Below are 24257 nucleotides of genomic sequence, written 5' to 3'. Positions count from 1 at the left end.
GGGCCGGGAGGTCGGCCGGGGTGGCTGGGTCGGTCCCGGCCGCGGGTCCGGCCGGGGTCGGTCTGGTGGAGCGGTGGGGCTCCGGCGGCGGACTCCGAACGGCCCGAGGACGCGCGTCGTCCCCGGGCCGGTCTCGGTCGCCGCGCTCACCCCTGCTTGCGGCCCGCCTTCTTGCCGAACCGCTGCTCGAAGCGCGCGACGCGGCCGCCGGTGTCCAGGATCTTCTGCTTGCCCGTGTAGAACGGGTGGCAGCTGGAGCACACGTCGGCGTGGATCACGCCGTTCTCGGCGGTGCTGCGGGTCTCGAACGTGTTACCGCACGTGCACGTCACGGTGGTGACGACGTACTTCGGGTGGATGTCGGGCTTCATGGTTCTCCTCGCTCAGGGCGGTCGCCGGGCGCTTCCCATCGCCTGCCTTGCGTTCCCACCAGGGCGGGGAGCGCACGGGGGAGGCGTGAACCGGTACCGCAGCGGTCGCACTCCAAGTGTGCCAGATACCCGAACGTGCCGAGGTCACCCGGCATTCCCCAAGACCGCCCGCTCCACCGGCGGCGCGCGTCAGGGGCGCCCCCGCACGGTCACGTGTTGCGGCCCAGGTAGGTGAGGACGGCCATCACGCGGCGGTGGCCGCCCTGGGCGGGCTGCAGGTTCAGCTTCATGAAGATGTTGGAGATGTGCTTCTCCACGGCGCCCTCGGTGACGACGAGCTCCTCGGCGATCGCCCCGTTGGAGCGGCCCTGGGCCATCAGCGCGAGCACCTCGCGTTCGCGCGGGGTGAGGGCGGCCAGCGGGTCGCCGGTGCGGCGGCGGCCGAGGAGCTGGCCGATCACCTCGGGGTCGATGACGGTGCCGCCGACGGCGATGCGGCGCACCGCGTCGATGAAGTCGGCCACGTCGGCCACCCGCTCCTTGAGCAGGTAGCCCACGCCCTCGGCGCCGCCGCCGATCAGGTCGGTGGCGTAGCGCTCCTCCACGTACTGCGACAGCACCAGGATGGGCGTGCCGGGGCGGCGTTCCCGGACGGCCAGCGCGGCGCGCAGGCCCTCGTCGGTGAACGACGGCGGCATCCGCACGTCCACGATGGCCAGGTCGGGTTCGTGTTCGTCCACCGCGTCGAGCAGGCCGGGCCCGTCCCCCACCGTGGCGGCCGTCTCGATCCCGGCGTCGGCCAGCAGCCGGACGAGCCCCTCCCGCAGCAGCACCGAGTCCTCGGCGATCACCACCCGCATGCCCTCGATTATCGCGGCCCCGTCCGCATCCACCGGACGGGCCACTACCAGGTGCAGGGCAGGTCCGCGCGGATGACGGTGGGGCCGCCGGGCGGGCTGTCGACGACCAGCATCCCGTCGATGGTGGCGGCGCGGTCGGCCAGGCCGGACAGCCCGCCGCCCGGGTGCGCCACCGCCCCGCCGACCCCGTTGTCGGTGACCTCCACGACCACCCAGGAGTCCTCGCGGGCCACCCGGACCGTGGCACGGGTCGCCCGGGCGTACTTGGTGATGTTCGTCAGACACTCGGCGACGATGAAGTAGGCGATGCTCTCCACCGCGGCGGGCGGGCGCTCGGGCAGGTCCACACTCACCTCGACGGGCACGCGGGCGCGTCCGGCCAGCCCGGAGATCGCCGCGTCCAGGCCGCGGTCGGTGAGGATCGCCGGGTAGATGCCGCGGGCCAGGTCGCGCAGCTCGGTGATCGCCTCCTTGGTGCCCGCGTGCGCCTGCTCGATCAGCGCCCGCGCCCCCTCGGGGTCGTCGTCGAGCTTGGCGCGGGCCCGGCCGATGTCCATGGCGACCGCCAGCAGCCGCTGCTGCGCGCCGTCGTGCAGGTCGCGCTCGATGCGGCGGCGTTCGGCCTCGGCGGCGTCCACCCCGCGGGCCCGGCTGGCCCGCAGCCGCTCGGTGCGGGCCCGCAGCTCGCGGTTCTCCGCCTGCGAGGCGCTGGGGCCGAGCAGCGCCCGGGCCAGCAGCGCGTGCCCGATCGCGATGACGCGCGTGGCGTACAGGCTGAGGACGAGCAGCCCCAGGCCGACCGGGACGGCGGGCAGCGCGCCGATCGGGTTGCCCACCCAGAACGACACCGCCCCGAGGCTGACCTCGTCCCCGCCGGGCGTGACCGCCGTGATCAGCGGCAGGAACAGGAACGTGCCGGTCGCCGTCCACATCGCGACCGCGGCGGCGAACTCCACCAGCGACAGCGGGAAGCGCAGGACCAGAAAGAGCAGGTCCTTCCAGGTCGCCGGGTCGCCGGCCATGACCTTTAGCTTGGTCAGCGGGTTGCGGCCGGGGGGCAGCGGCCGGTAGGGGGTGGGGACGTCCACGCCGAACGCCAGGCGCGCGAGCGTCCGCTCCAGCATCGCCGCCAGCCGCCACAGCACCATCATCGCGGCCAGCATCGGGATGCCCACCCAGATGATCACCAGTGCGGACGACACCGCCATCCCCACCGTCAGCCCGATCAGCCAGGCGAGCCCGAGCGCGAAACCGGCCGCCTGGAACACCGCCGACCGCCAGAGCAGCCAGGACCGCGCCATGGCCACCGGTCGCCACGGCAGCTCGAGGATCGAGGCCCCGCCGCCCTTCATCTCGCCCACATCGACCTCCGTGCCGGGTCCGCCGTACGAACTCAGCCTGCCGGTGCCGCCCGCGCGGGGCCATGGTGCCCGCCGCCGACTGCGGGGTGGGGATATCCCCACCCCGCCCGGGAACGAGGGCCGGGGGTCATGCCGACGAGCGGACGTCCGGAAACCGGCGAAAGACGCATAACAGACGAGCGGTCGTCGCGAGCGTCGCGACGACCGCCGTCACGCACGGGCCGGCGGTGCCGCGGCGCACCACCCCCGGCGGAAGGTCACCGGGAGTCGGCGACCGTGGTCTGCTGGACCTGCAGCAGGAACTCGGCGTTGGACTTGGTCTCCTTCATCTTCTCGATGAGGAGCTCCAGCGCCTGCTGGGTGTCCAGGGCGTGCAGCACGCGGCGCAGCTGCCAGACCACGCGCAGCTCCTCCGGCGCCATGAGGATCTCCTCCTTGCGGGTGCCGGACGCGTCCACGTCCACCGCGGGGAAGATCCGCTTGTCGGCGAGCTGCCGGTTGAGCTTGAGCTCCATGTTGCCGGTGCCCTTGAACTCCTCGAAGATGACCTCGTCCATGCGGGACCCGGTCTCCACCAGCGCGGTGGCGAGGATGGTCAGCGAGCCGCCGTTCTCGATGTTGCGGGCCGCGCCGAAGAACCGCTTGGGCGGGTACAGCGCGGTGGAGTCCACACCACCGGACAGGATGCGGCCCGACGCGGGCGCGGCCAGGTTGTACGCCCGGCCCAGGCGGGTGATCGAGTCGAGCAGCACGACCACGTCGTGGCCCAGCTCCACCAGCCGCTTGGCACGTTCGATGGCCAGCTCGGCGACCGTGGTGTGGTCCTCGGCGGGGCGGTCGAAGGTCGAGTGGATGACCTCGCCCTTCACCGACCGCTGCATGTCGGTGACCTCTTCGGGCCGCTCGTCCACCAGCACCACCATCAGGTGGCACTCGGGGTTGTTCTTGGTGATCGCGTTGGCGATCGCCTGCAGCACCATGGTCTTGCCGGCCTTGGGCGGCGAGACGATCAGGCCGCGCTGCCCCTTGCCGATCGGCGACACCAGGTCGATGATCCGCGTGGTGAGCACGTTCGGCTCGGTCTCCAGGCGCAGCCGGTCCTGCGGGTACAGCGGCGTCAGCTTGGAGAACTCGACGCGGTTCTTGGCCTGCTCGGGCTCCATCCCGTTGATGGTGTCGACCCGGACCAGCGCGTTGAACTTCTCGCGCCGCTCGCCCTCCCGCGGCTGGCGCACGGCGCCGGTGATGACGTCGCCCTTGCGCATGCCGTTCTTGCGGACCTGGGCCAGCGAGACGTACACGTCGTTGGGCCCGGCCAGGTAGCCGGTGGTGCGGATGAAGGCGTAGTTGTCGAGGATGTCCAGGATCCCGGCGACGGGGATGAGGACGTCGTCCTCGTTGATCACCGGCTCCTCGTAGCGGTCGCCGCGGCCCCGGCCGCGGTTGCGCTCGCGGAACCGGCGGCCCCGCCGGCCGCGGCCGCCGCCGTCGCCGTCGTCGTCGGAGGACTGGCCCGAGCCCTGGCCGCCGCGCTGCCGCCCCTGCTGGTCGCGGCCGTTGCGGCCGCGCTGGCGGCCGCCGTCGCGGGCGCCGTCCCGGCCGCCCTCGCGTCCGCCCTGGGCCTCGCCCTCCTCGGCGCGGGCGTCGCCCTCGGACTTGGCGCCCTCGGACTTGCCGCTCTGCGCCGCGGCGGGCCGCTCGGCGTCGCGGTCGCCCCTGCCCTCGCCCTTGGACTGGGTGCGCTCGGACTTCTCGGCGGTCTTGTCGGTCTTCTCGCTCTTGTCGGCGGCCTTGTCGGCGGCCTTCTCGGCGGTCTTGCCGTCCTCGGCGGCCTTGTCGGCGGCCGGAACGGCCTCGGCGATGGTCACCTGACCCTCGGCGGCGTCGCGCTTGGCCGCCGAACGGGTGCGGCGCGGACGCTCGGTCTTGGTGGTGGCAGCGGCTCCCTGCTCGCCCCCGGCCGAGCCCTCCACCTGGGCGCCGCCCTGCTTCTCCTGGATGGCGGCGATGAGCTGGCTCTTGCGCATCCCGGTGGTGCCGGTGATGCCGAGGCTGGACGCGAGCGCCTTGAGCTCGGGCAGCACCATGGCCGAAAGGCCGGTGCCGGACCGGCGACGCCGGGGGGTGGCACGCTGCTCGCTGGCCTCGGCGGCCTCGTCGGCAGGCGCCTTGCTCGTTGCGTCCGTAAGGAGTTCGCTGGATTCGCTCACTAAGGGTCCTTCCCAGGGAGCGGGTGTAGGCCGGCGGTCGGCCAGGCAACCCGGTGGTGCGGCCCGGCGGGGGCGCCGAGTCGGGCTCCGCGGATCACGATGGGGCCGCGATCTGCGTTTTCTGGGCACAGCCAGATGATGGTCGGGGCGGTTCGCGCGTCGTCCCCGGTACCGCCACGTCCGTAGTATCGCTGGAACGGCTGACAACGGGATGTCACGGTTGCGGGAAGCCTAGTACGCGGGACCGACACGACCGAACGGCCGAACAGGTGACGCGTGGCTGACAAGCACACGGCCCCGAACGGGGCATCTGGTGCGGCAATCAGCCTAACATCACCAGGGCGCACTGCTATTCCCCAGAGGTCGATGTCTTCGCATTTTACCTAGGCGGATCGTTGCACCCGGCCGGAGCGCCGCACAGCCCCCTTCCCCCTGCGCACGGCGTGCCGCCCGTCAGCACGTCGGGAACCGGTTCTCCCAGGCCCTGAGCTCAGGACCGGATGCCGGGACCGTCGGAACCATCGGACTGAACGCACGCGCCATGGGGGGCAACGTCCAGCGGGTGTATGTGCCACCCATTACCCACTTCCGGGCCCATCGAATCAACTTGTGATGCGGTTGTGAAGGCCAGGACAGTAGGTCCTGCCCCGGAAATCACCGCGGGCACGCCCTTGGCGCGCAGCTTTTCCACCAACGCGGCCGATTCCGGCATGGCGGGGGCCCGGTATCTCTGGTGCAGACGGTCCTCGGTCGCGTCCAGCAGCACCTCGGGGCCGAGCCCGCGGGTGAGCGCGGCGACGAGCAGGGCGGCGCGGGCCGCGTTGGCGGCGGCGTCGGCGTGCGGCACGGTCTCCGGCAGCAGCCCCCGCGCGCGCTCGGTGGCCAGCCGCGTCTCCGGGACGAACGCCACGACCTGCCCGACCTCGGGGGCGAGCCGCACCAGGCGGGGGCCCTGCGGGGTCGTCCACGCGACCGTCAGGCCGCCCGCCAGGCACGGCGCGACGTTGTCGGGATGCCCCTCGATCTCGGTGGCCAGCCGCAGCGCCGCGTCGTCGTCGAGCACCCGCCCGTGCGGGTGCAGATGACGCGCCGCGACGATGCCCGCGACGATCGCGGCCGACGACGAGCCCAGGCCGCGGCTGTGCGGGATGCGGTTGACGCAGCGCAGCCGCAGCCCGGCCCACTCGGTCCCGGTGGCGGCGGGCGCGAGCGCGTCGATGGCCTCGAACGCCCGGCGCAGCGTGGCGACGATCAGGTGCCGCTCGCCCCGTTCGGCGACCTCGGCGCCCTCGCCGGCCACCTCGATGGACAGGCCGGTGAAGCGGGCGCCGGCGAAGTCGACGTCCACCTCGACGTCGTCGTACAGCGTCAGGGCCAGGCCGAGCGAGTCGAACCCCGGGCCGAGGTTGGCGCTGGTGGCGGGCACCCGGACCCGCACCGGACCCGGCGGGTCTGCGGCGCCCCCGCGGCGGCTCACGCCAGGCCCAGCGCGGACGCGGCCGCGTGGGCGTCCACCTTGACCGTGGTGGGGGCGGGCGCCCCGGAGATGGCCCAGTCGGGGTCCTTGAGGCCGTTGCCGGTCACGGTGCACACGACCCGCGACCCGCGCGGCAGGACCCCCTGTTCGGCGGCCTGCAGCACGCCCGCCACGCTCGCCGCCGAGGCGGGCTCGACGAACACGCCCTCCTCGCGGGCCAGCAGCCGGTAGGCGGCCAGGATCTGGCGGTCGGTGACGGCGTCGATCGCGCCGCCCGACTCGTCGCGCGCGGCGACCGCCAGGTCCCACGAGGCGGGGTTGCCGATGCGGATCGCGGTGGCGATCGTCGACGGCTTGGCCACCGGCCCGCCCCGCACGAACGGCGCCGCCCCGCTGGCCTGGAAGCCCAGCATGCGCGGCGTCTTCGACGCCACCCCGTCGGCCGCGTACTCCTTGTAGCCCATCCAGTAGGCGGAGATGTTGCCGGCGTTGCCGACCGGCAGGCAGTGCACGTCGGGCGCGTCGCCGAGCGCGTCCACGATCTCGAACGCGGCGGTCTTCTGGCCCTGCAGGCGGAACGGGTTGACCGAGTTGACCAGCGCCACCGGGTAGTCCACGGCGAGCTTGCGGGCCAGCTCCAGGCAGTCGTCGAAGTTGCCGTCCACCTGCAGCAGCCGCGCGCCGTGCACCAGCGCCTGCGCCAGCTTGCCCATGGCGATCTTGCCCTGCGGGACCAGCACCGCGCACGTCATCCCCGCGCGCACCGCGTAGGCGGCCGCGGAGGCGGAGGTGTTGCCGGTGGACGCGCAGATCACCGCCTTGGCGCCCTCCTCGGCGGCCTTGCTGATCGCCACCGTCATGCCGCGGTCCTTGAACGACCCGGTGGGGTTGGCGCCCTCCACCTTCAGGTGGACCTCGCAGCCGGTCAGCCGGGAGACCCGCGGGGCGGGCACCAGCGGCGTGCCCCCCTCCCGCAGGGTGATCACCGGGGTCCGGTCCGACACCGGGAGCCGGTCGCGGTACTCCTCGATCAAGCCGCGCCACGCGCGGGCGGTCGCGTTCACTGTCGCTCCTTGGATGACCTGCGCTGCTGCGCAGATTCTAGAGCCCCGGGCGGGCCGGGGCGGCGTACCCGGGCGGGTCTCCCGCCCGGCCGCCCGTCGGCTTCCCGTCGGCTTCCCGTCGGCTACTCGTCGGCCTCGACGCGCATGACGCTGGAGACCTCGCGGACGATGTCGAGGCCGCGCAGCCCCCGCACGGTCGCCGACAGCGCGGCGTCCGGCGCGCGGTGCGTCACCACGACGAGCTGGGCGTCGTCGCCGAATCCGACCTGCCGCACCGCCTGGATCGACACGCCGTGCCGGGCGAACTCCTCGGCGACCGTGGCGAGCACGCCCGCCTGGTCGGCCACGTCCAGCTGGATGTAGTAGCGGGTGACGGTCTCGCCCATCGGCAGCACCGGCAGGCTGGCGTAGGTCACCTCGACCGGGCCGGACGCGCCGCCCACCAGGTTGCGGGCCACCGCCACCAGGTCGCCGAGCACCGCCGAGGCGGTGGGCGCGCCGCCCGCGCCGGCGCCGTAGAACATCAGCGAGCCGGCCGACTCGGCCTCGACGAACACCGCGTTGTAGGCCTCGCGGACGCTGGCCAGCGGGTGCGACCGGGGGATCATCGCCGGGTACACCCGGACCGACACGCCGCGCCCGTTGCGCCCGTCGGGCGAGGGGATCCGCTCGCAGATGGCCAGCAGTTTGACCACGCTGTCCATCGCCTTGGCCCCGGCCACATCGGCGCTGGTGACCTCCGTGATGCCCTCGCGGTGCACGTCGGCGGCGGACACCGGGGTGTGGAAGGCCAGCTGCGCCAGGATCGCCGCCTTGGCCGCCGCGTCGAACCCCTCGACGTCGGCGGTCGGGTCGGCCTCGGCGTATCCGAGCGCCTGCGCCTCCTGCAGCGCCTCGTTGAACCCGGCGCCGTGCGTGTCCATCTGGTCGAGGATGTAGTTGGTGGTGCCGTTGACGATGCCCAGCACCCGGTGCACGTGGTCGCCGACCAGCGACTCGCGCAGCGGCCGCAGCAGCGGGATCGCCCCGGCCACCGACGCCTCGTAGTACAGGTCCGCCCCGTACTCGCGGGCGGCGGCGAACAGCGTCGCGCCGTCCTCGGCCAGCAGCGCCTTGTTCGCGGTGATCACCGACTTGCCGGACTTCATCGCCTCCAGCAGCAGCGAGCGGGCGGGCTCGATGCCGCCGATCACCTCGATGACGATGTCCACGTCGTCCCGGGTGACCAGGGCGTGGGCGTCGGTGGTCAGCAGCGCGGGGTCCACGCCCTGGCGGACCCGGTCCGGCCGCCGCACCGCGATCCCGGCCAGCTCCAGCGGTGCGCCGACCCGTGCGGCCAGGTCGTCGGCCTGGTCGCGCAGCAGCCGCACCACCTCGGTGCCGACGACGCCGCAGCCGAGCAGCGCCACCCTCAGCCGCCGAGGCGTCCCCCGCCCAGGTTTCACACTCCTACCTCCGCATCAAGCCGCAGCAGGTCCTCGTCGGTCTCCCGGCGGACGATGACCCGCGCCTCCCCGTCGCGCACCGCCACCACGGCGGGCCGGGGAACGTGGTTGTAGTTACTGGCCATTGATCGACAGTACGCACCGGTGGCCGCGACCGCCACCAGGTCGCCCGCCGAAAGATCTTCGGGCAGCCACAGGTCTCGCACGACGATGTCGCCGCTCTCGCAGTGCTTGCCGACAAGTCTGCTGAGCATCGGGGCCGCATCGGACGAGCGGCTGGCCAGCGTACAGGTGTACTCGGCGCCGTACAGGGCGGTGCGGAGGTTGTCGCTCATCCCCCCGTCCACCGAGACGTAGGTGCGCAGCCCCTCCACATCCTTGACGGTGCCGACCTCGTACAGGGTAACGCCACCCGGACCCACGATCGCCCGGCCGGGCTCCACGGTGAGTCGCGGCATGGCCAGGCCATACGCCCGGCATTCGCGCGACACGATGGTCCGGAGCGAGTCGGCGATCGCCTTGGGATCGTGCGGCTCGTCCCCGGTGACATAGGCGATTCCGTAGCCGCCGCCCAGGTCCAGCTCGGGCAGTTCCAGGCCGTGCTCGTCGCGGATCTGCACCAGCAGTTCGGCCAGCCGGTGCGCGGCCACCTCAAAGCCGTCCGTGTCAAAGATTTGCGACCCGATATGAGAGTGCAGGCCCACCAGCTCCAGCCGGCTCAGCGCCAGGACTCTGCGGACGGCCTCCAGCGCGGCCCCCGTGTTCCGGGAGAACCCGAACTTCTGGTCGTCGTGGGCCGTGGCGATGAACTCGTGGGTGTGGGCCTCGACACCTGTGGTGACCCTCACCATCACCTTGGGCCGGACACCGCGCTCCTCGGCCAGGTACCCCAGCCGCGCGATCTCCTCGAACGAGTCGATGACGATGCGTCCGACCCCCACGTCCAGGGCCTTCTCCAGCTCCGCCATGGACTTGTTGCTGCCGTGGAGGGTGATGCGTTCCACCGGGAAGCCCGCCGCCAGCGCGACGGCGAGCTCGCCCCCGGTGCACACGTCCAGTCCGAGCCCCTCCTCGTTGAGCCAGCGCGCGACGGCCGTGCACAGGAACGCCTTGCCCGCGTAGTGCACGTCTCCGTCGTGGAAGGCGGCCGCGTACTCGCGTGCGCGCGCCCGCACGTCCTCCTCGTCGTAGACGTACAGGGGCGTCCCGAACCGTTCCGCCAGCTCCCGTACGTCCACCCCGCCCACGTGCAGCACGCCGTTCTCACGCCTGGCGCTGCGCGGCCAGATCTGGGGCTCCAGCGCGTTCAGGTCCTCCGCCGGAGGCAGCGGGTGTTCTTCGGGCAGGACGTCGGCGTGCCTCGGTCCCGCGGGGTGCACTCTGCTCATATCCGCTCTCTAGGGGTCTCACCGATCGTGTTCAGGCAACTGCCGAGGGCGATGCGCGTGGCCTCCGCCAACGTGACCCGGGCCGCGTGCACCGCCCCGGGTTTCTCCGCGCCCTTCGGCAGCGCCGGACACCGCTCGTGGACGTCGTGGTACGCCTCGGCCAGCCGTTCCAGATAACGCCTCAGAGGCCGGGATCCTTGCCCCATGCGCGAGGGGAACTCGCCCAGCACCCCGATCAGCCGGAGTTCCTCCTCGGTGTCCAACCCCACGGGCTCCCCCGCGTCCACCCCCAGATCCCCGGCCTGCCTGCGCACAGCGGCCGCCCGCGCGTAGGCGTACCGCACGCAGAACCCGGGATTGTCGAACGTCCTCGGCCACTCCGGCCACACGGGCGCGGCGGAGGCCCGCCGCCGCGGGGACGGCTCGGGGGCCGTCTCCACCAGCCAGGTCAGCAGATCCCCGGGCCGCTCGACCCGGACCGTGACAAACCCCCCGTCGACCCGGACCTCGGCGACCCCGGCGGACGCCGCGACCCGCTCGGCGACGACCCGCGCCGAAAGGCCCCTGCGCAGGGCCACCGGGCTGGCGTACAGGCCCGGCCCCACGCACCTGAGCGCCACCTCGCCGGGCTCGGCCCCGGCGGCGGCCGCGAGGGCACCGCACACATCGGCTGGAGTCACCCTCGTGAGACTATCCGACCACTATTTGGACACTGCCGCCAGCTTCCGCACGGTCTGGATCAGGTGGTTGGGGTCGAACGGCTTGGCCACGTAGGCGTCCACGCCGATCTCCTCCCCCCGCCGCACATCGTGCTCCTGCGCCCGCGCTGTGATCATCACGACCTTGATGTGGCTCGTCGCCGGATCCTGCCGCAGCCGCACCGCGGTCACCCATCCGTCCAGCCGCGGCATCATCACGTCCAGCGTGATCACATCCGGCCCGACCTCGCGCACCTTGTCCAGGCAGTCCTGCCCGTCCACGGCCGTCGCGACCTCGAACCCCTCCAACTGCAGGTTCACGGCGATGAGCTGGCGTATCACCTCATCGTCGTCCACGACCAGCACGCGTCCCAGTGGCTCGGTCACGGCCACGAAGGTAGTCGACCCCGCCCGCCCGCGCACGGCGAACAAACGAGGTGCGCGCCGGCCCGCCGATCCTGGTAGCCTTTTCTCGCAGCGAACGCCCGCCCCCTTAGCTCAGGGGATAGAGCAACGGCCTCCGGAGCCGTGTGCGCAGGTTCGAATCCTGCAGGGGGCACTCGAGGCGACCAGCCAAGACCCCGGTCGGCCAGGCGCAACGCCTGTCGCCGGGGTTTTCGCGTGCATGCGCCGATGCGCCATGGACGCCGCCGCGGGTCGCGCGACCTTCGCGGAGCCGGGGCCGTGTTCGTGCCGGTCACCGAAGGTCGCGGCGGGAGGCCCGCGCTTGCGGGACCAGGCCGTGGATGCACTCGGCGTAGCTCTTCGGCAGGACGCCAACGCCGCGTCCCGCCCACTCGGCCGCACACACCGGAACACCCGCGATCACCCTCCCCGAAAGATGTTTGTGACGGAAGTCACAGCACTTATGTGAGTGGGTGACCTCGCCTGCGCCGTCGTCCGCGCTCGGTCCAGGACCTGCCACAGCGCGGAGGACTGTTACGCCGCCGCGAGTCGGCGTCATTCCTGCGGGGGGAAGTTCTCCAGTCCGGCGGCCTTCCACTCCCCGTCCCGCAATTCCCAAATCGACCGCAGGCCGATCGGCCCGTCAGGGGTCCGGTACACGGTCTCGCCGATCCGGCGGTCTCCTTCGGCGCGCACGCTCCTGATCTCGAATCCCTCGACCGCCCCTTTCCCCGGCACCCGCACGCCCTCGAACACCGCGGGAATGTTCTCCCGCACCATGTCCGCCAATGCCGCCCGCACGTCGCCCGACGCGACATATCCGACGTGCCGCTCGTACACGGCCCGAAAATCGTCCAAGGTCACCGTGCGCTCCCACCGCTCGGCCGGCCGTTCTTGCAGTCACCATGAAAACGGATCGTCCCGCAGGCCGCGCCCGCGGCCCGCGGCCTCGCGCATATCCGCAGGTCCGTGCCATCGGGCCCGGAAGTGGGCGGTTGAGCGAGACCAGGAGAGGTCCGGCGGTCTGCCGCAGCGGCGGCTCGTCCCCTGCAGCGCATGGCGAGCAGGAGCCCGCCGGCCCCGATCGGCGGGGCGCGGCCGTCTTCTGAGGCCGGTGCGGATTCGGCACTCGTGCCGGCCTCGGAGTTCCTCAGCCGAACGCGCCGACCACCGGTTTGGTGATCAGCGGAATGGTGAGGCCGAATGGCCGCACCGCGTTCTTTCGGAGTGTTGGAGCGGTCGAAATGGCGAGCCCATCCCGGGCCGGACGCATCGCGGGGGCGGATTCATTTCAGGTGGCGGAGATGGCGCGTTCCGTACCAGGTCTGGTTGGCGATGCGGTAGCGATGCGCGGCTTCGCTGTCGGGATGGTTCGGGCCGATGTCGACGGTGTCGGCGCGGGACCAGGCGCCGCCGACCTTCTGGTCGACGAAGTAGGCGAACTCGTTGAAGTCCAGCGCCGAGGACACGAACGTGTTGGTGATGGTGAGCCGGCTGCGTCCCGCGGTCAGCGCAGCGGGAAGGACGACGCTCTGCTCTTTCCATCCCTGCGATTCCCCGTGCAGGGGTTGCCATACCGCGGCCAGGCTCCCGTCGACGGTGACGGTCGCGGTCTGCCGCGCGACGGCGGCGTCGAGACGGCGGGTCAGCCGTATCTCGGTATGGGCCGGGTCGACGGTCACGGTGAAGCGGCTCGACCCGCCGCCGCCGAACGCTCGTCCGTCGTCGATCAGGGTGTGGTGGTGAGGGGCGCCGGTGCCGATGAGCGTCGAATACGCGATGGCGGCGGCCACCCCCGCGACAGCGGCCAGCCCGACCGATGCCGCGATGCGGCGCCAGGCGGGCCTGCGGCCGCCGGCGGGTGCGCCCGTGAGCGGCCCGGTGTTCCGGCGCGCCGCCGCGCCGCCGCCTTCGGGTTCGCCGGAGTGGCGCAGAGGGGCGGCCCCGTCCCGGTCCGCTTCGGCGAGCCGCATTCTGGCGGCCTGCGCGGCGGACATCTGGGCGATCTTCACCCGCTCCCATGCCCGCTCCCAGTCGGGGATCTGCTCCTCGGGCACCCGGCACGCCCGCAGGAACGCCACCATCACCGCCTTCTTGGGGAACCTGCGGCCGGCGAGCATGTCCGAGCAGGTCGCCCGCGGCAGCCGGGCCCCGCCCGCCCTGCTCGCCCGCAGCTCCAGCTCCCGCAGCGACGCATCGGCCCGCGCGTACTGCTCGGCCAGCAGTCTCGCCAGCTCGTCTCCGCTCGTCACCGAGTCCAGCTCGGGCCGGCGCGCCGCCCGGGCTTGTGGATCACCGCTCATCATCACGCCGGACCTCTGCGCTCGAAGGTGGTGCCGACCCCGCCGCCGATTATCCCATCCGATCCTGTCCGACAGTGTCCGAACGGTGACCGTACGTGTCCACTTGTGGTCGGGTTCTCGCCGCCTGCCGTCCGCTCCCGGCCGCGGCTCGGACGAAGGCGGCCGAGCCTGTCCACCGCCCTGGTGGACACCCGCGCGGCGGGCTTTCCTCGTCTCCGGGCGCCGGTCGGCCGCCGGTCACGCGGCGCCGGCTCCCGACGGCGGTGCGCATCCGGTGCACCGCGACCGGAATCCACAAGGAGAGACCGAGATGCGACCACGCCTTCCGGCCGCCGTGATGCTCACGGCCGCCTCCGTCGCGTCGCTCACGCTCGCCGCCCCTCCCGCGCAGGCCGCCTCGGCCCCCGCGGCCCAGGCGCCCATCATGGGCTGGGAGATCGAAGGGAAGTACTGGACCTACGACGGCTGCGTCTCCACGGGCCACCAGGGCGTGGAACGCGGGGACTGGAGCAGGTTCCAGTGCCGCCCGGGAAAGCTCCAGTGGGTGCTGTGGGTGCTTCGGCCGTGACGCACGGCGCGGGCTCGGTTCACGGCCGAGCCCGCGCCGCCGGGCGAAGCCGCTCGGCGGACCGCGGTGGGTCCGCGGCAGTGCGGCGACCGGGCCGATTCCGGCTCGGCAGCGGAAGGCCGGCACGCCGAAGCGGGTGGCGGCACCGCGCCGCTCGGCCGCCCCACCGCGGATCGGCGATGCGCACACCGCATTTTCTGATCACTCGATCGGTCAAGGGAGCGATCATGGCCGACGCGATGGTGGAGCGGGCGCAGCGGTTCGTCAACTCCTACAACGTCCCCGGCATCCCGAAGATCGAGGTGACCGGCAGGACGGGCTGGACGGTGATGCACGCGCTCACCCGGGCGCTGCAGTACGAACTGGGCCTCACCGAGCTGTCCGACGGGTTCGGCCCGGCCCCCCTGGCCGGCCTGCAGGCCCGGTTCCCGGTCATCGACGGCAACACCCGGCACGGCAACGTCTGCCGCATCGTCCAGTCCGCCCTGTACTGCAAGGGGTACGACGGCGGGGAGATCGACGGCGTCTACAACGCGCGGGTGTCCGCCGCGGTCGCCGAGCTGAAGCAGCACATGGGCGTCGCCGGCGTGTACCCGGGCGACGGAGTGACGCCGAAGGTGTGCAAGGCGCTGCTCACCATGGACGCCTACGTCCCGGTCAGAGGCGGCTCGGACCAGGTCCGTTCCATCCAGCAGTGGCTCAACGGACGCTACACGGGCCGCCGCGACTTCTTCATCACGCCGTGCGACGGCCACTTCTCCCGGGACGTCCAGAAGGCCCTGCTCCTGGCGATCCAGTTCGAGCTCGGCATGTCCGACGACGTCGCGAACGGACGCTTCGGGCCGGGCACCCAGGCGGGCATCAGGCAGCAGGCCGTTCTCGGCGTCGGCTCCGCCGACACCGGCAGGCGGTTCGTGCACCTCTTCCAGGCCGCCATGATCTTCAACGGCTGGCGGACGCCGTTCGACGGCCGCTACACCGGCGCCGTGGCGCGCACGGTGGCGGACTTCCAGCGGTTCGTCCGGCTCCCGGCCACCGGAACCGGGGACTTCCGCACCTGGGCTTCGCTGCTCGTCAGCACCGGCGACCCGACCCGCCGCGGCACCGCCTGCGACTGCATCACCGAGATCACCGCCGCCCGCGCGCGGGCGCTGCGCGCCGAGGGCTACACCACCGTGGGCCGGTACCTGTGCAACGCACCCGGCCCGAAGGCCAGGAACAAGAAGATCCAGCCGGGCGAACTCGACACGATCACCGCGGCGGGGCTCTCGGTGTTCCCCATCTACCAGACCAACGGCGGCGACCGCGACTACTTCACCCCGCACCAGGGCGCCCACGACGCCCAGGCCGCGGTCGACGCCGCCCAGGAGCACGGCTTCCAGCGCGGCACCACCATCTACTTCGCGGTCGACTACGACGCCGTCGACGAGGAGGTCACCAGCCGCGTCATCCCCTACTTCCGGGCCCTCGCGGCGCGCATGGCGAACTACGGCGGCCCCTATTCCGTCGGCGTCTACGCGCCCCGGAACGTGTGCAGCCGCCTCGCCGCGGCGGGGCTGACGGTCTCCAGCTTCGTGTCGGACATGTCGGTCGGCTACAGCGGCAACCTGGGGTTCCCGCTGCCGAAGAACTGGGCCTTCGACCAGATCTCCACGATCTGGGTCGGCAGGGACGCCGGCCGCATCGAGATCGACAACGACATCGCCTCCGGCCGCGACCCCGGCCAGACGCGGTTCGCCCCGCGTCCGGCGGCCGACCGGCTGGACGTCGCGTTCGACTGGTCGCAGGGCGACCGGCTCTTCCGCGAACTCCTCGCCTACATGGAGTCCCACGGCCTCGAAGGCGGCGGACGCCTGCGCAGCACGCGGACGTGCGTCCGCAAGCTGCAGGACATGGATGCGCTGATCACCGGCCTCAGCCGCGCCTTCCGGATGCGCAAGTCCCTCATCCAGACCGTGGTCTTCTGGGAGTACCACGCCGACATCGGCGACCCGGTCGCCGACCTCGCCGTCGCCGCCTACTACCAGTACCTGGAGGCGTACGAGGAATGGGAGAAGAACCCCGTCGGCCCCCCGCCGCCGGCGCCGACCGTGTCGAAGAAGGACGCCAGCACCGGCGTGGCCCAGATCTTCGCGGGGACGGCCATCGCGGCCCGCAACCATGCCGTCGACGTGCACCTCATCAGCGAACCCCGGCTGGACGGCAACGACTGGCATGTCATGTGGCGGGTCTGGAAGCGCCTGCGGGACGACGACGACTACAACGTGAGCACCGTGCCGCTGGTGCTCGTCCACGCCGCGCACCTGGTCGGCGTCAAGACCTCCCCGCTGCGCTACAACGCCGCGGAAACGGCGGACGTCCTGGCGCGGTACAACGGCACCGGCTCGGATGCGGCCGCCTACGGACGGCGCGCCCGCGACTTCTACCTGATCTTCGAGAAGTACAACGCCCCGCTCCGCGGCTGACCGGGGTCAGGAACCCGGACCGACCGGCGGCGGCACGGTACGTTAACCGCGCTCTTACCGCCGGTCTGGCCCAATGAGAGCATGCGCATACTGGTGGCCGAAGACGAACGCTTCCTCGCCGACCTCATCGCCGACGGGCTGCGCGAACAGGCCATGGCCGTCGACGTCGCCTACGACGGGGCCGCGGCGCTGGAGCGCCTCGCGGTCAACCGCTACGACGTGCTCGTGCTGGACCGGGACCTGCCCCAGGTCCACGGCGACGAGATCTGCCGCGAGCTGGCGCAGCGCGGCGACCCGGTGCGCATCCTGATGCTGACCGCCTCCGGGGCGGTGCACGAGCGGATCACCGGCCTGAACCTCGGCGCCGACGACTATCTGGCCAAGCCGTTCGCGTTCGACGAGCTGGTGGCCCGGATCCGCGCGCTCGCCCGCAGGGCCAACCCGCCGCTGCCGCCCGTGCTGGAACGCAGCGGCATCACCCTGGACACCGCGCGCCGGCAGGCCCACCGCGACGGCCGCTACCTGCGGCTGTCCCGCAAGGAGTACGCGGTGCTGGAGGTGCTGATGCAGGCGCGCGGCAGGGTCGTCAGCACCGAGGAGCTCCTGGAACGGGCGTGGGACGAGCACACCGACCCGTTCACCACCGTCGTCAAGGTGACGATGAGCAAGCTGCGCGCCAAGCTCGGCGACCCGCCGGTCATCGTCACCGTTCCGGGAAGCGGGTACCGGTTGTGAGGGCGCTGCGCGCCGCGCGGCGCAGATGGCCGTTCGGCGGCTCGGTGCGGGCCCGGATGACGCTGCTGTACGGCGGGCTGTTCACCGTGATCACCTCGGCGGTGCTGGTCGGCGCGGCGCGGCTCCAGCAGGAGGTCCTCGGCCGGAAGGTGCAGGACTTCCCGTTCGGCGCCCGCGTCGCCGCGATTCCGTGCGACCGGCGCCCGCCCGAGGCGCCCTGCTCGTCGCTCCCCTACCAGGCCCCCGCGCCGGACGCGGCGGACCCGGACCACGAGCGGGGCGAGCTGCTGGCCAGCCTGGCGGGCTCGCAGCGGCTGATCACCGTGGTCGCCATCGCGGTGATCGCCGTGCTGGCGTTCGCGTTGTGCTGGTGGCTGACCGGGCGGCTGCTGCGGCCGCTGCACCGCATCACCGCCACCGCCCGCCGGCTGTCGCTGTCCAAACTGCACGAGCGCATCGCGCTGGACGGGCCGCAGAACGAGCTGAAGGAGCTGGCCGACACCTTCGACGCGATGCTGGACCGGCTGGAGCGGGCGGTGGCCAGCCAGCGCCGCTTCGTCGCCAACGCCTCGCACGAGCTGCGCACCCCGCTGGCGATCCAGCGCACCGCCGTCGAGGTCGGCCTGGCCGACCCGACGCCCGCGAAGGTGGCGCGGATCCGGGCCGAGCTGCTGCGCAACACCCAGCGGTCGGAGCGGCTCATCGAGGGCCTGCTCACCCTCGCGCAGGGCGAACGCGGCCTGGACACCCGCGATCCGGTGGACCTCGGCGGCGTGGTGGAGCAGGTCGTCGCCGAGCACCGGCGGCTCGCCGAACGGGGCGGCGTCGCCGTTTCGGTCGCCACCGTCCCGGTGACCGTCCTCGGGGACGAGGTGATGCTCACCCGGCTGGTCGCCAACCTGGTGCAGAACGCGATCCGGCACAACCATCCCGGCGGACGCGTCGCGGTCGAACTGTCCCCGGACATCGGCCTGGTGGTCGGCAACACCGGTCCGCAGGTGCCGCCGGAGCGGGTCGGCGAGCTGTTCGAGCCGTTCCGGCGGCTGCACGCCGACCGGACCGGTGCGGCGGGGGGCGCGGGGCTCGGCCTGTCCATCGTGGCGGCCATCGCCCGCGCCCACGACGGTGCCGTGCACGCGACGGCCAACCCGGACGGCGGCCTGCGCGTCACCGTCGCCCTCCCGGTCCACGCCTCCCCTGCGCCGCGCGCGCCTGCGCGCTGAGCCGGGCCGCTCAGCCCCGGGACTCCAGCCATTCGGCGATCGCCTGCCAGGCGGCGCGCAGCATGTCGGACCGCACCATGTCGGTGTGCCGGCAGGGCAGGCCGACCACGGTGATCTCGCCCCGCACGTAGGGCTCCCAGCGGCCGGGGTCCGGGGCGTTGCCGTCGGCGTGCTCGCCGGCGGTGAACAGCAGCATGTCCCCGTCGAAGACGCCCGGCCGGTGCCTGCGGCGCAACGCGGTGTTGTTGTGGAAGATCTTCGCGACGAGCATCAGCTCCTCGTCGGAGATGCCGCCGAGGACCTCGCCGACCTCCGCGCGGAACCGTTCCGCGGTGCGCCGCAGGTCGGTTTCCGGGTCGGTCTCCACGGGGGCCGGGTGGTCGCCGGGCTCGGGCAGGGGCGCGGGCGGCTGCGCGCCGTCCCGGTCGACGAACGGGTAGGCGTCCATGACGACCAGCGCGGCGACGGTCTCCCCGGCGGCCTGGAGCTGCACGGCGATCTCGTGGACGGGCACTCCGCCGAAGGAGAAGCCGAGCAGGTGGTAGGGGCCGGTCGGCTGCACCGCGCGGATCTGCTCGACGTAGTCGGCGGCCATCTCCCGGACGCTCGCGGCGGGGGCGCCGCCGTCGAGGCCCGCGGCCTGCAGCCCGTACAGCGGCAGATCGTCCGGTACGAACCGGGCGAGCGGCCGGTAGCACCAGGCCAGGCCGGCGCCGGGCGTGCGGCCCTCGGCGTCCGCCGTCGCGATCTTCGAGACGGTCTGGTGCAGGCCGAGTCCCAGGGGCGCCGCGGTCACGCCGAGGCAGAGCGCCGCCAGGGTGAGCGCGGTCCGGGCGGGCCGGGCGACCGGCAGGCCCAGCCCCAGCGCGACCGTCGCCGGCAACCGGGTGCGGGCCAGCCACCGCTGCGGTCCCCGGCCGCGGCCGCGGCGGGACACCGCCCCGGCGCTGATCGCCTGCACCGCCGGCAGCCGCCCGGCCCGCAGCGCCGGGCCCAGGGCGGCCAGCGCCACCAGGACGACGACGCAGCCGCCCGCCGCCGCGTCCAGCAGGAGGGTGGCTCCCCCGGCCGAGGGCAGTTCGAAGCCGCGGGCGATGCCGCCGGCCATCGCGTCGGTCAGCAGGTGGCCGGCCGCGACGCCCGCCGCGCAGCCCGCCAGCGCCGGGGTCATGACCATCGCCACGTACACCGCGGTCACCTGTGCCGGGGTGAAGCCGAGCGCCTTGAGGACGCCGATGTGCCGGAACCCCGCGACCACGGCGCCGCTGACCACGGTGCCGATGATGACCGCGGACACGGCCATGGCGAGGGCGCCGAAGACCGTGATGAAAGGGATCAGCTGGTTGAACCTCTCCTGGAACGCCTGCCGGACGGTCACGTACGACGTGTTGCCCGCCACCGGCAGCCCGGCGGTCGCCTCGGCCAGGCTCCGCTGCACCTGGGGCGAGTCCCCGGCGCGGGCGAACCGGTAGAGCATCTGCAGCCCGTCCGGCCGCAGCGCGCCGATCTGGGCGGGGGCCACCCAGCCGTCGGCGGTTCCCGTCACCGAGATCGCGAAGCCGACGATGGTGAGCTCCGGCAGGCCCGGCGAGCTGAGCGTGCCGCCCACCCGCAGGGGGCCGTCCGGCCTGCCGTGCAGGACGATCTCGCCCGGTCCGCGCACCCACCGTCCGGAGGTGATGGTGAGCCGGTCCACCGGGCCTCCCGGGTCGGCCCGGCCCGCGACGAGGAGGTCCTGCCCCGGGCCGGGCATCCCGGCGGACACCCGCGCCTGCCGGAGCACCGCCGTCCGGAACGGCCCGGCGGCGGTGACGCCGGCCGCCCGCGCGGTCGCGGCGACCCGGGCGGGCGGCGCCTCGGCGGCGTCGAACGCGGCGGTCGCCTGCGCCCCGCGGGCCCGGGCGAAGGCGTCGTCGAACAGCGAGTCGGAGGCGGCGAGCAGCCCGAATCCGAACAGCAGGGTCGCCGTGGACAGGGCGACCACGACACCGATGCTCGCCGTCTGCAGGCGGCGCCGCCGCACGCCGGCCCGCGCGGCGGCCCACACCGCGTTCAGCGGACGCGCCACGGCCGGCTCCTGTCCGGCTCGCTCTCCCGGACGATCCGGCCGTCGGTGAACTCCACCAGCCGGGTGGCGCACCGGGCGGCCAGCCGCTCGTCGTGGGTGACCAGCAGCAGGGTCTGGCCCATCCGGTTGAGTTCGAGCAGCAGGTCGGTGACCTGGTCGCCGATCCTGCTGTCGAGGGCGCCGGTGGGTTCGTCGGCCAGCAGCAGCGCCGGGCGGTTCATCAGCGCCCGGGCCACCCCGACCCGCTGCCGCTCGCCTCCGCTCAGCACCGCCGGGTAGGCGCCGTGCCGGTCGGCGATGCCGAGCCGGTCCAGCAGTTCCAGGACCGCGCCCGACGTCGCGGGAACAGACGCCGCGAGAACGGACGGCGCGGTAGCGGACGACCGGGGTGACCCCGAGGCGCGCGGGCGGTCGGGGGCACCCCGGTCCGCGGGGGCGGGGCGGGCGGTCCGTCACGTGCTGGTGAGCGCCTCGGTCGGGGGCATGCGCGCGGCCCGGCGGGCGGGGTAGACGCCCGCGAGGGCGCCGATGGCGACGGCGGCGAGGGCGCCGCCGCCGATCGCCTGGACCGGCAGGGCCGGCGGCCAGCCCCGGAAGGCCGCGTAGCCGAAGCAGACGACCAGGCCGATCAGCACTCCGGCGGCCCCGCCGAGCGCGGAGAGGGTGACCGACTCGGTGAGGAACTGCAGCCGGATCTGCCCGCGGGTGGCGCCCAGCGACCGGCGCAGCCCGATCTCCGACCGGCGCTCCAGCACCGAGATCACCATGATGTTGGCGATGCCCACGCCGCCGGCCAGCAGGGCCACCGCGCCGAGCCCGAAGAACAGCGCGTTGAACGCCCGGTTCGCGGCGGCCTCCGCGGTGAGCACGTCCGACGGGCGGCTCACCTTCACCTCCTCGGGGTGCTCGGGGTTGACCGTGGCGCCCAGCACCTTCTGCACCGACTGCACGGTGGCGTCGGTCGACCGCTCGTAGAGGGTGGTCGCGTGCCCGTCGAACCCCAGCTGCCGGGCGTACGACCAGCCGATCAGGGCAGAGCGGTCGATCTCGGGCGCCAGTCTCAGCGAGTCCAGGATGCCGATCACCGTCATCCACCGGCCGGCGATGTAGACGTGCCCGCCGGCGCGGTCGATGCCCAGCCGCTCGGCGGCCACCGAGCCGAGCACCACCGCCGGGTACCGGCCGGAGGCGTCGTTGAGGAACGTGCCGGACCGGACCGAGCCGCCCAGCGCCTGCAGCAGGTTGGGCCGCGCCGCCTGCACCGAGATGCCGCTGGTGGTGGCGGGGTCGATCCTGTCGGTGCGGCGGACGGTGGTGTTCGGCACCAGGCCCACCGCCGACACCCCGGTCACCCCGGGGATCCGGCCCACCATGCTCTCGGCGGTCTCCGGCAGCACCGCGCTCTGCCCGCTCAGCGTCGTCCCCGGGCTCACGGTGAGCAGGTTCGTGCCGAGCTCCCGGATCTCCTCCATCAGCCCGGCCTTGCTGACCGTGCTGATGCCGACCAGGCCGACCATCGCGGCGACGCCGATGGCGATGCCGAGCGCGGACAGCACCGCCCGCAGCGGCCTGCCGCGCAGCCCGTCCAGGCCGACCGAGACCAGGTCGGCGGCGCGCAGCCGGGCCGGTTCCGGTAGGGCGGTCGTCATACCGGCACCCCCGTGTCGGCGTGGATCCGTCCGTCGCGTATCTCCAGTCGGCGCGGCAGCGCGGCCGCGACCTCCAGGTCGTGCGTGATGACCACCACGGCGGTGCCGTCGCGGTTGAGGTCGGTGAGCAGCTCCAGCACGCCGGCGCCGGCCACCGAGTCGAGGTTGCCGGTGGGCTCGTCGGCGAGCAGCAGCGGCGGGTCGCCCACCACCGCGCGGGCGATGGCGACGCGCTGCTTCTCGCCGCCGGACAGCTGGTTCGGCAGGTGGTGCAGGCGGTGGCCCAGCCCCACCCGCTCCAGCGCGGCCCGGGCCAGCTCGCGGCGGCGCCGGGGCGGCACGCCGTGGTACAGCAGCCCGGTGGCGACGTTGTCCAGGGCGGTCAGGTGCGCGGTCAGGAAGAACTGCTGGAACACGAACCCGATCCAGCGCGCCCGCACCGCGGCCAGCTGCCGGTCCGGCAGCCGGGCGGCGTCGTGCCCGCGGATCAGGACCCGGCCGGACGACGGGGTGTCCAGCGTGCCCATCAGGTGCAGCAGGGTCGATTTGCCCGAGCCCGACGGCCCCACGATCGCCACGAGCTCGCCCGGCCGCACGTCCAGCGACACCTCGCGCAGCGCCCGCACGCCGCCGGGGTAGTCCTTGACCGCGTGCTGCACCGACACCACCGGGGCGGTGTCGCCGCCGGTCGAAAGGCCCTTGCTCATGACTTGGGCACCTGCACCTTCATGCCCGGGCTGAGGGCGCCGCTCACCTCGACCATGTCGTCGTCGAAGACGCCGAGCCGCACCGGTACGGAGCGGACCGCCCCGGTCGCGTCCACCACGTTGACCGAGTAGCCGCCGTCGCCCGACGCCAGCAGCGCGGTGACCGGCACGGCCAGCACGTTCCGGCGCTCGGCGCTGGTGAACGCGACCGTGACCGGGGCGTTGTCGAGGTCGCCCGCGCCGCCGGACTTGTCGAGGGTGATGTAGACGGGGATGGTGGCGGTCTCGGTGCTCTGGCCGGTCTGCGTCGAGGAGCCGGTGGAACCGGCGGTGGCCGCCGTGCCGACGGCGGTGATGCGTCCGGTCGCCTTCTTCCCGCCGGGCAGGGCGATCTCCACCTTGGCGCCCTTGACGGCCATGCCCTGCTGACCGACCGGCAGGTTCACCGTGACCTCGCGTCCGGTGCTGCTCGCGGTGAGCACGGTGCCGCCCGTGCGGGCGCCGAGGACCGCCTTGACCTTGGTGACCCGGATCGCGCCCGGCTGCACCACCACGTCGCCGACCTTCAGCACACCGGTCTGGGGGACGCCGATGTCGTCCTGCCATTCCTCGATGGCCCGCCGGGTGGCGTAGGTGAAGTCGCGGTCCACGGTCATGCCGTCGCCGAACCCGAGGGCCTTGAGGTTGCGTTCCAGCACCAGCACGTCGTAGCCGTTGGAGACGCCGCTCTGCAGGGTCCGCCAGAACGGCATCTTGCCGTAGAACAGCGGGACGCGGCGGCCGTCCACTCCGTACACCCGTTCGCCGCGGCGGATCACGGCGCCCTCCCGCGGCAGCCAGGTGATCCGCTTGCCGCCGTCGGCGAGCACGGTGTAGCTGCCCGCGTAGCCCAGGGTGCCGTCCACGTTGGCGGTCGTGGTCAGGTTGGTGCGGACCACCGTGGCGGTGGGCAGCGCGGAGGTGGTCGGCGTGTTCGAGCCGCCGCCGTCGTGCAACGCGTACGCCGCGCCGGCCGCGCCGACGGCCAGCACGGCGGTTCCGCCCAGCAGCGCCCGGACTCTGCGGCGCCGCAGCGGGGGCGGCGGCGCCGCCTTCTTGTCCGTGAGGGGGTTGTCCAGCTCAGCATCCAGCATCATCAGCCTCCGGCTGCTCCCCTGCCGTTGTCGTCACGGTGACCAGCCTGTCCGACGACCGGTTTCCCCTAGGTGACCGCTTCTGACGCGGCTTTCTGACGTGGTTCTCTGACGTGGCGCGCTGAGG

General features: G+C 73.2%; 21 protein-coding genes and 1 tRNA gene. 5 read left to right on the top strand and 17 right to left on the bottom strand.

The genetic code is table 11. The features are described 5' to 3' along the window. Nucleotides 1-146: 146 nt before the first annotated feature. The 10 genes from rpmE to ABD879_RS05120 form a co-directional block, all read right to left on the bottom strand. Nucleotides 147-371, bottom strand: coding sequence for a 50S ribosomal protein L31 (gene rpmE / locus ABD879_RS05165; RefSeq protein WP_345017918.1), 225 nt, complete (start codon nt 369-371; stop codon nt 147-149). A 209-nt stretch (nt 372-580) separates the two neighbouring features. Further along, on the bottom strand, nt 581-1231 hold the full coding sequence (locus ABD879_RS05160; protein WP_345017916.1) for a response regulator transcription factor: 651 nt from the start codon (nt 1229-1231) through the stop codon (nt 581-583). A gap of 44 nt (nt 1232-1275) precedes the next feature. Continuing rightward, a complete protein-coding gene (locus ABD879_RS05155; RefSeq protein ID WP_345018035.1) occupies nt 1276-2583 on the bottom strand; it encodes a sensor histidine kinase in 1308 nt (435 codons plus the stop codon). 266 nt (nt 2584-2849) lie between these two features. Then, the gene (gene rho / locus ABD879_RS05150; protein WP_345017914.1) at nt 2850-4802 is read right to left on the bottom strand and encodes a transcription termination factor Rho; all 1953 of its coding nucleotides are present in this window, start codon (nt 4800-4802) and stop codon (nt 2850-2852) included. Between the two features lie 490 nt (nt 4803-5292). Further along, the gene (gene thrB / locus ABD879_RS05145) at nt 5293-6228 is read right to left on the bottom strand and encodes a homoserine kinase (protein ID WP_345017912.1); all 936 of its coding nucleotides are present in this window, start codon (nt 6226-6228) and stop codon (nt 5293-5295) included. A gap of 47 nt (nt 6229-6275) precedes the next feature. Then, nucleotides 6276-7343, bottom strand: a complete 1068-nt coding sequence (gene thrC, locus ABD879_RS05140) for a threonine synthase (protein ID WP_345017910.1) — start codon at nt 7341-7343, stop codon at nt 6276-6278. Between the two features lie 122 nt (nt 7344-7465). Continuing rightward, nucleotides 7466-8752, bottom strand: coding sequence for a homoserine dehydrogenase (locus tag ABD879_RS05135; protein ID WP_345018033.1), 1287 nt, complete (start codon nt 8750-8752; stop codon nt 7466-7468). Nucleotides 8753-8784: 32 nt separating this feature from the next. Further along, nucleotides 8785-10176 carry a diaminopimelate decarboxylase gene (lysA, locus tag ABD879_RS05130; protein WP_345017908.1) on the bottom strand — a complete coding sequence of 464 codons (1392 nt, stop codon included), beginning with the start codon at nt 10174-10176 and terminating at the stop codon, nt 8785-8787. Continuing rightward, complete coding sequence (locus tag ABD879_RS05125; RefSeq protein WP_345017906.1) at nt 10173-10856, bottom strand: DALR anticodon-binding domain-containing protein; 684 nt, start codon at nt 10854-10856, stop codon at nt 10173-10175. Before ABD879_RS05125 ends, lysA begins: the two co-directional genes overlap by 4 nt. 21 nt (nt 10857-10877) lie before the next feature. Beyond that, nucleotides 10878-11240, bottom strand: coding sequence for a response regulator transcription factor (locus ABD879_RS05120; protein WP_345018031.1), 363 nt, complete (start codon nt 11238-11240; stop codon nt 10878-10880). 121 nt (nt 11241-11361) lie between these two features. Between ABD879_RS05120 and ABD879_RS05115 the strand changes: the two genes are divergently transcribed. Further along, nucleotides 11362-11433: transfer RNA gene (locus tag ABD879_RS05115), tRNA-Arg, on the top strand. A gap of 401 nt (nt 11434-11834) precedes the next feature. Here ABD879_RS05115 and ABD879_RS05110 read toward each other — a convergent pair. Then, nucleotides 11835-12119 carry a hypothetical protein gene (locus ABD879_RS05110; RefSeq protein WP_345017904.1) on the bottom strand — a complete coding sequence of 95 codons (285 nt, stop codon included), beginning with the start codon at nt 12117-12119 and terminating at the stop codon, nt 11835-11837. Nucleotides 12120-12565: 446 nt separating this feature from the next. Further along, entirely contained in the window at nt 12566-13585 is a 1020-nt protein-coding gene (locus tag ABD879_RS05105) for a hypothetical protein (protein WP_345017903.1), read from the bottom strand. Nucleotides 13586-13892: 307 nt separating this feature from the next. On the opposite strand from ABD879_RS05105, the gene ABD879_RS05100 reads away from it, so the two are divergent. From ABD879_RS05100 to ABD879_RS05085, 4 genes are all read left to right on the top strand, one after another. Beyond that, nucleotides 13893-14150, top strand: a complete 258-nt coding sequence (locus ABD879_RS05100) for a hypothetical protein (RefSeq protein ID WP_345017901.1) — start codon at nt 13893-13895, stop codon at nt 14148-14150. A gap of 227 nt (nt 14151-14377) precedes the next feature. Continuing rightward, complete coding sequence (locus tag ABD879_RS05095; RefSeq protein WP_345017899.1) at nt 14378-16615, top strand: glycoside hydrolase domain-containing protein; 2238 nt, start codon at nt 14378-14380, stop codon at nt 16613-16615. An 81-nt stretch (nt 16616-16696) separates the two neighbouring features. After that, the gene (locus tag ABD879_RS05090; RefSeq protein ID WP_345017898.1) at nt 16697-17350 is read left to right on the top strand and encodes a response regulator transcription factor; all 654 of its coding nucleotides are present in this window, start codon (nt 16697-16699) and stop codon (nt 17348-17350) included. Continuing rightward, on the top strand, nt 17347-18573 hold the full coding sequence (locus ABD879_RS05085; RefSeq protein WP_345017896.1) for a sensor histidine kinase: 1227 nt from the start codon (nt 17347-17349) through the stop codon (nt 18571-18573). The genes ABD879_RS05090 and ABD879_RS05085 overlap by 4 nt, the downstream gene beginning before the upstream one ends. Before the next feature lie 10 nt (nt 18574-18583). Here ABD879_RS05085 and ABD879_RS05080 read toward each other — a convergent pair whose 3' ends face one another. The 5 genes from ABD879_RS05080 to ABD879_RS05060 form a co-directional block, all read right to left on the bottom strand. After that, nucleotides 18584-20641: a thioesterase domain-containing protein gene (locus ABD879_RS05080; RefSeq protein WP_345017894.1), complete on the bottom strand. Its 2058-nt coding sequence runs from the start codon at nt 20639-20641 to the stop codon at nt 18584-18586. Further along, the gene (locus tag ABD879_RS05075; protein ID WP_345018029.1) at nt 20626-20955 is read right to left on the bottom strand and encodes an ATP-binding cassette domain-containing protein; all 330 of its coding nucleotides are present in this window, start codon (nt 20953-20955) and stop codon (nt 20626-20628) included. The genes ABD879_RS05080 and ABD879_RS05075 overlap by 16 nt, the downstream gene beginning before the upstream one ends. 138 nt (nt 20956-21093) lie before the next feature. Beyond that, complete coding sequence (locus tag ABD879_RS05070) at nt 21094-22290, bottom strand: ABC transporter permease (RefSeq protein WP_345017892.1); 1197 nt, start codon at nt 22288-22290, stop codon at nt 21094-21096. Then, entirely contained in the window at nt 22287-22997 is a 711-nt protein-coding gene (locus tag ABD879_RS05065; protein WP_345017890.1) for an ABC transporter ATP-binding protein, read from the bottom strand. Before ABD879_RS05065 ends, ABD879_RS05070 begins: the two co-directional genes overlap by 4 nt. Continuing rightward, nucleotides 22994-24133, bottom strand: coding sequence for a peptidoglycan-binding protein (locus ABD879_RS05060; protein ID WP_345017888.1), 1140 nt, complete (start codon nt 24131-24133; stop codon nt 22994-22996). Before ABD879_RS05060 ends, ABD879_RS05065 begins: the two co-directional genes overlap by 4 nt. Nucleotides 24134-24257: the final 124 nt, after the last annotated feature.

The organism is Actinomadura keratinilytica, from assembly GCF_039539665.1.
GTDB classification, from domain to species: Bacteria; Actinomycetota; Actinomycetes; order Streptosporangiales; family Streptosporangiaceae; genus Spirillospora; species Spirillospora keratinilytica.
This window is presented reverse-complemented; position numbering and strand designations above follow the sequence as displayed.

What these genes read in the sequence shown, in the direction of transcription:
- rpmE (WP_345017918.1), bottom strand. Translation starts at nt 371, where the DNA reads ATGAAGCCCGACATCCACCCGAAGTACGTCGTCACCACCGTGACGTGC.
- ABD879_RS05160 (WP_345017916.1), bottom strand. Translation starts at nt 1,231, where the DNA reads ATGCGGGTGGTGATCGCCGAGGACTCGGTGCTGCTGCGGGAGGGGCTC.
- ABD879_RS05155 (WP_345018035.1), bottom strand. Translation starts at nt 2,583, where the DNA reads ATGAAGGGCGGCGGGGCCTCGATCCTCGAGCTGCCGTGGCGACCGGTG.
- lysA (WP_345017908.1), bottom strand. Translation starts at nt 10,176, where the DNA reads ATGAGCAGAGTGCACCCCGCGGGACCGAGGCACGCCGACGTCCTGCCC.
- ABD879_RS05105 (WP_345017903.1), bottom strand. Translation starts at nt 13,585, where the DNA reads ATGATGAGCGGTGATCCACAAGCCCGGGCGGCGCGCCGGCCCGAGCTG.
- ABD879_RS05100 (WP_345017901.1), top strand. Translation starts at nt 13,893, where the DNA reads ATGCGACCACGCCTTCCGGCCGCCGTGATGCTCACGGCCGCCTCCGTC.
- ABD879_RS05095 (WP_345017899.1), top strand. Translation starts at nt 14,378, where the DNA reads ATGGCCGACGCGATGGTGGAGCGGGCGCAGCGGTTCGTCAACTCCTAC.
- ABD879_RS05090 (WP_345017898.1), top strand. Translation starts at nt 16,697, where the DNA reads ATGCGCATACTGGTGGCCGAAGACGAACGCTTCCTCGCCGACCTCATC.
- ABD879_RS05070 (WP_345017892.1), bottom strand. Translation starts at nt 22,290, where the DNA reads ATGACGACCGCCCTACCGGAACCGGCCCGGCTGCGCGCCGCCGACCTG.
- ABD879_RS05065 (WP_345017890.1), bottom strand. Translation starts at nt 22,997, where the DNA reads ATGAGCAAGGGCCTTTCGACCGGCGGCGACACCGCCCCGGTGGTGTCG.
- ABD879_RS05060 (WP_345017888.1), bottom strand. Translation starts at nt 24,133, where the DNA reads ATGATGCTGGATGCTGAGCTGGACAACCCCCTCACGGACAAGAAGGCG.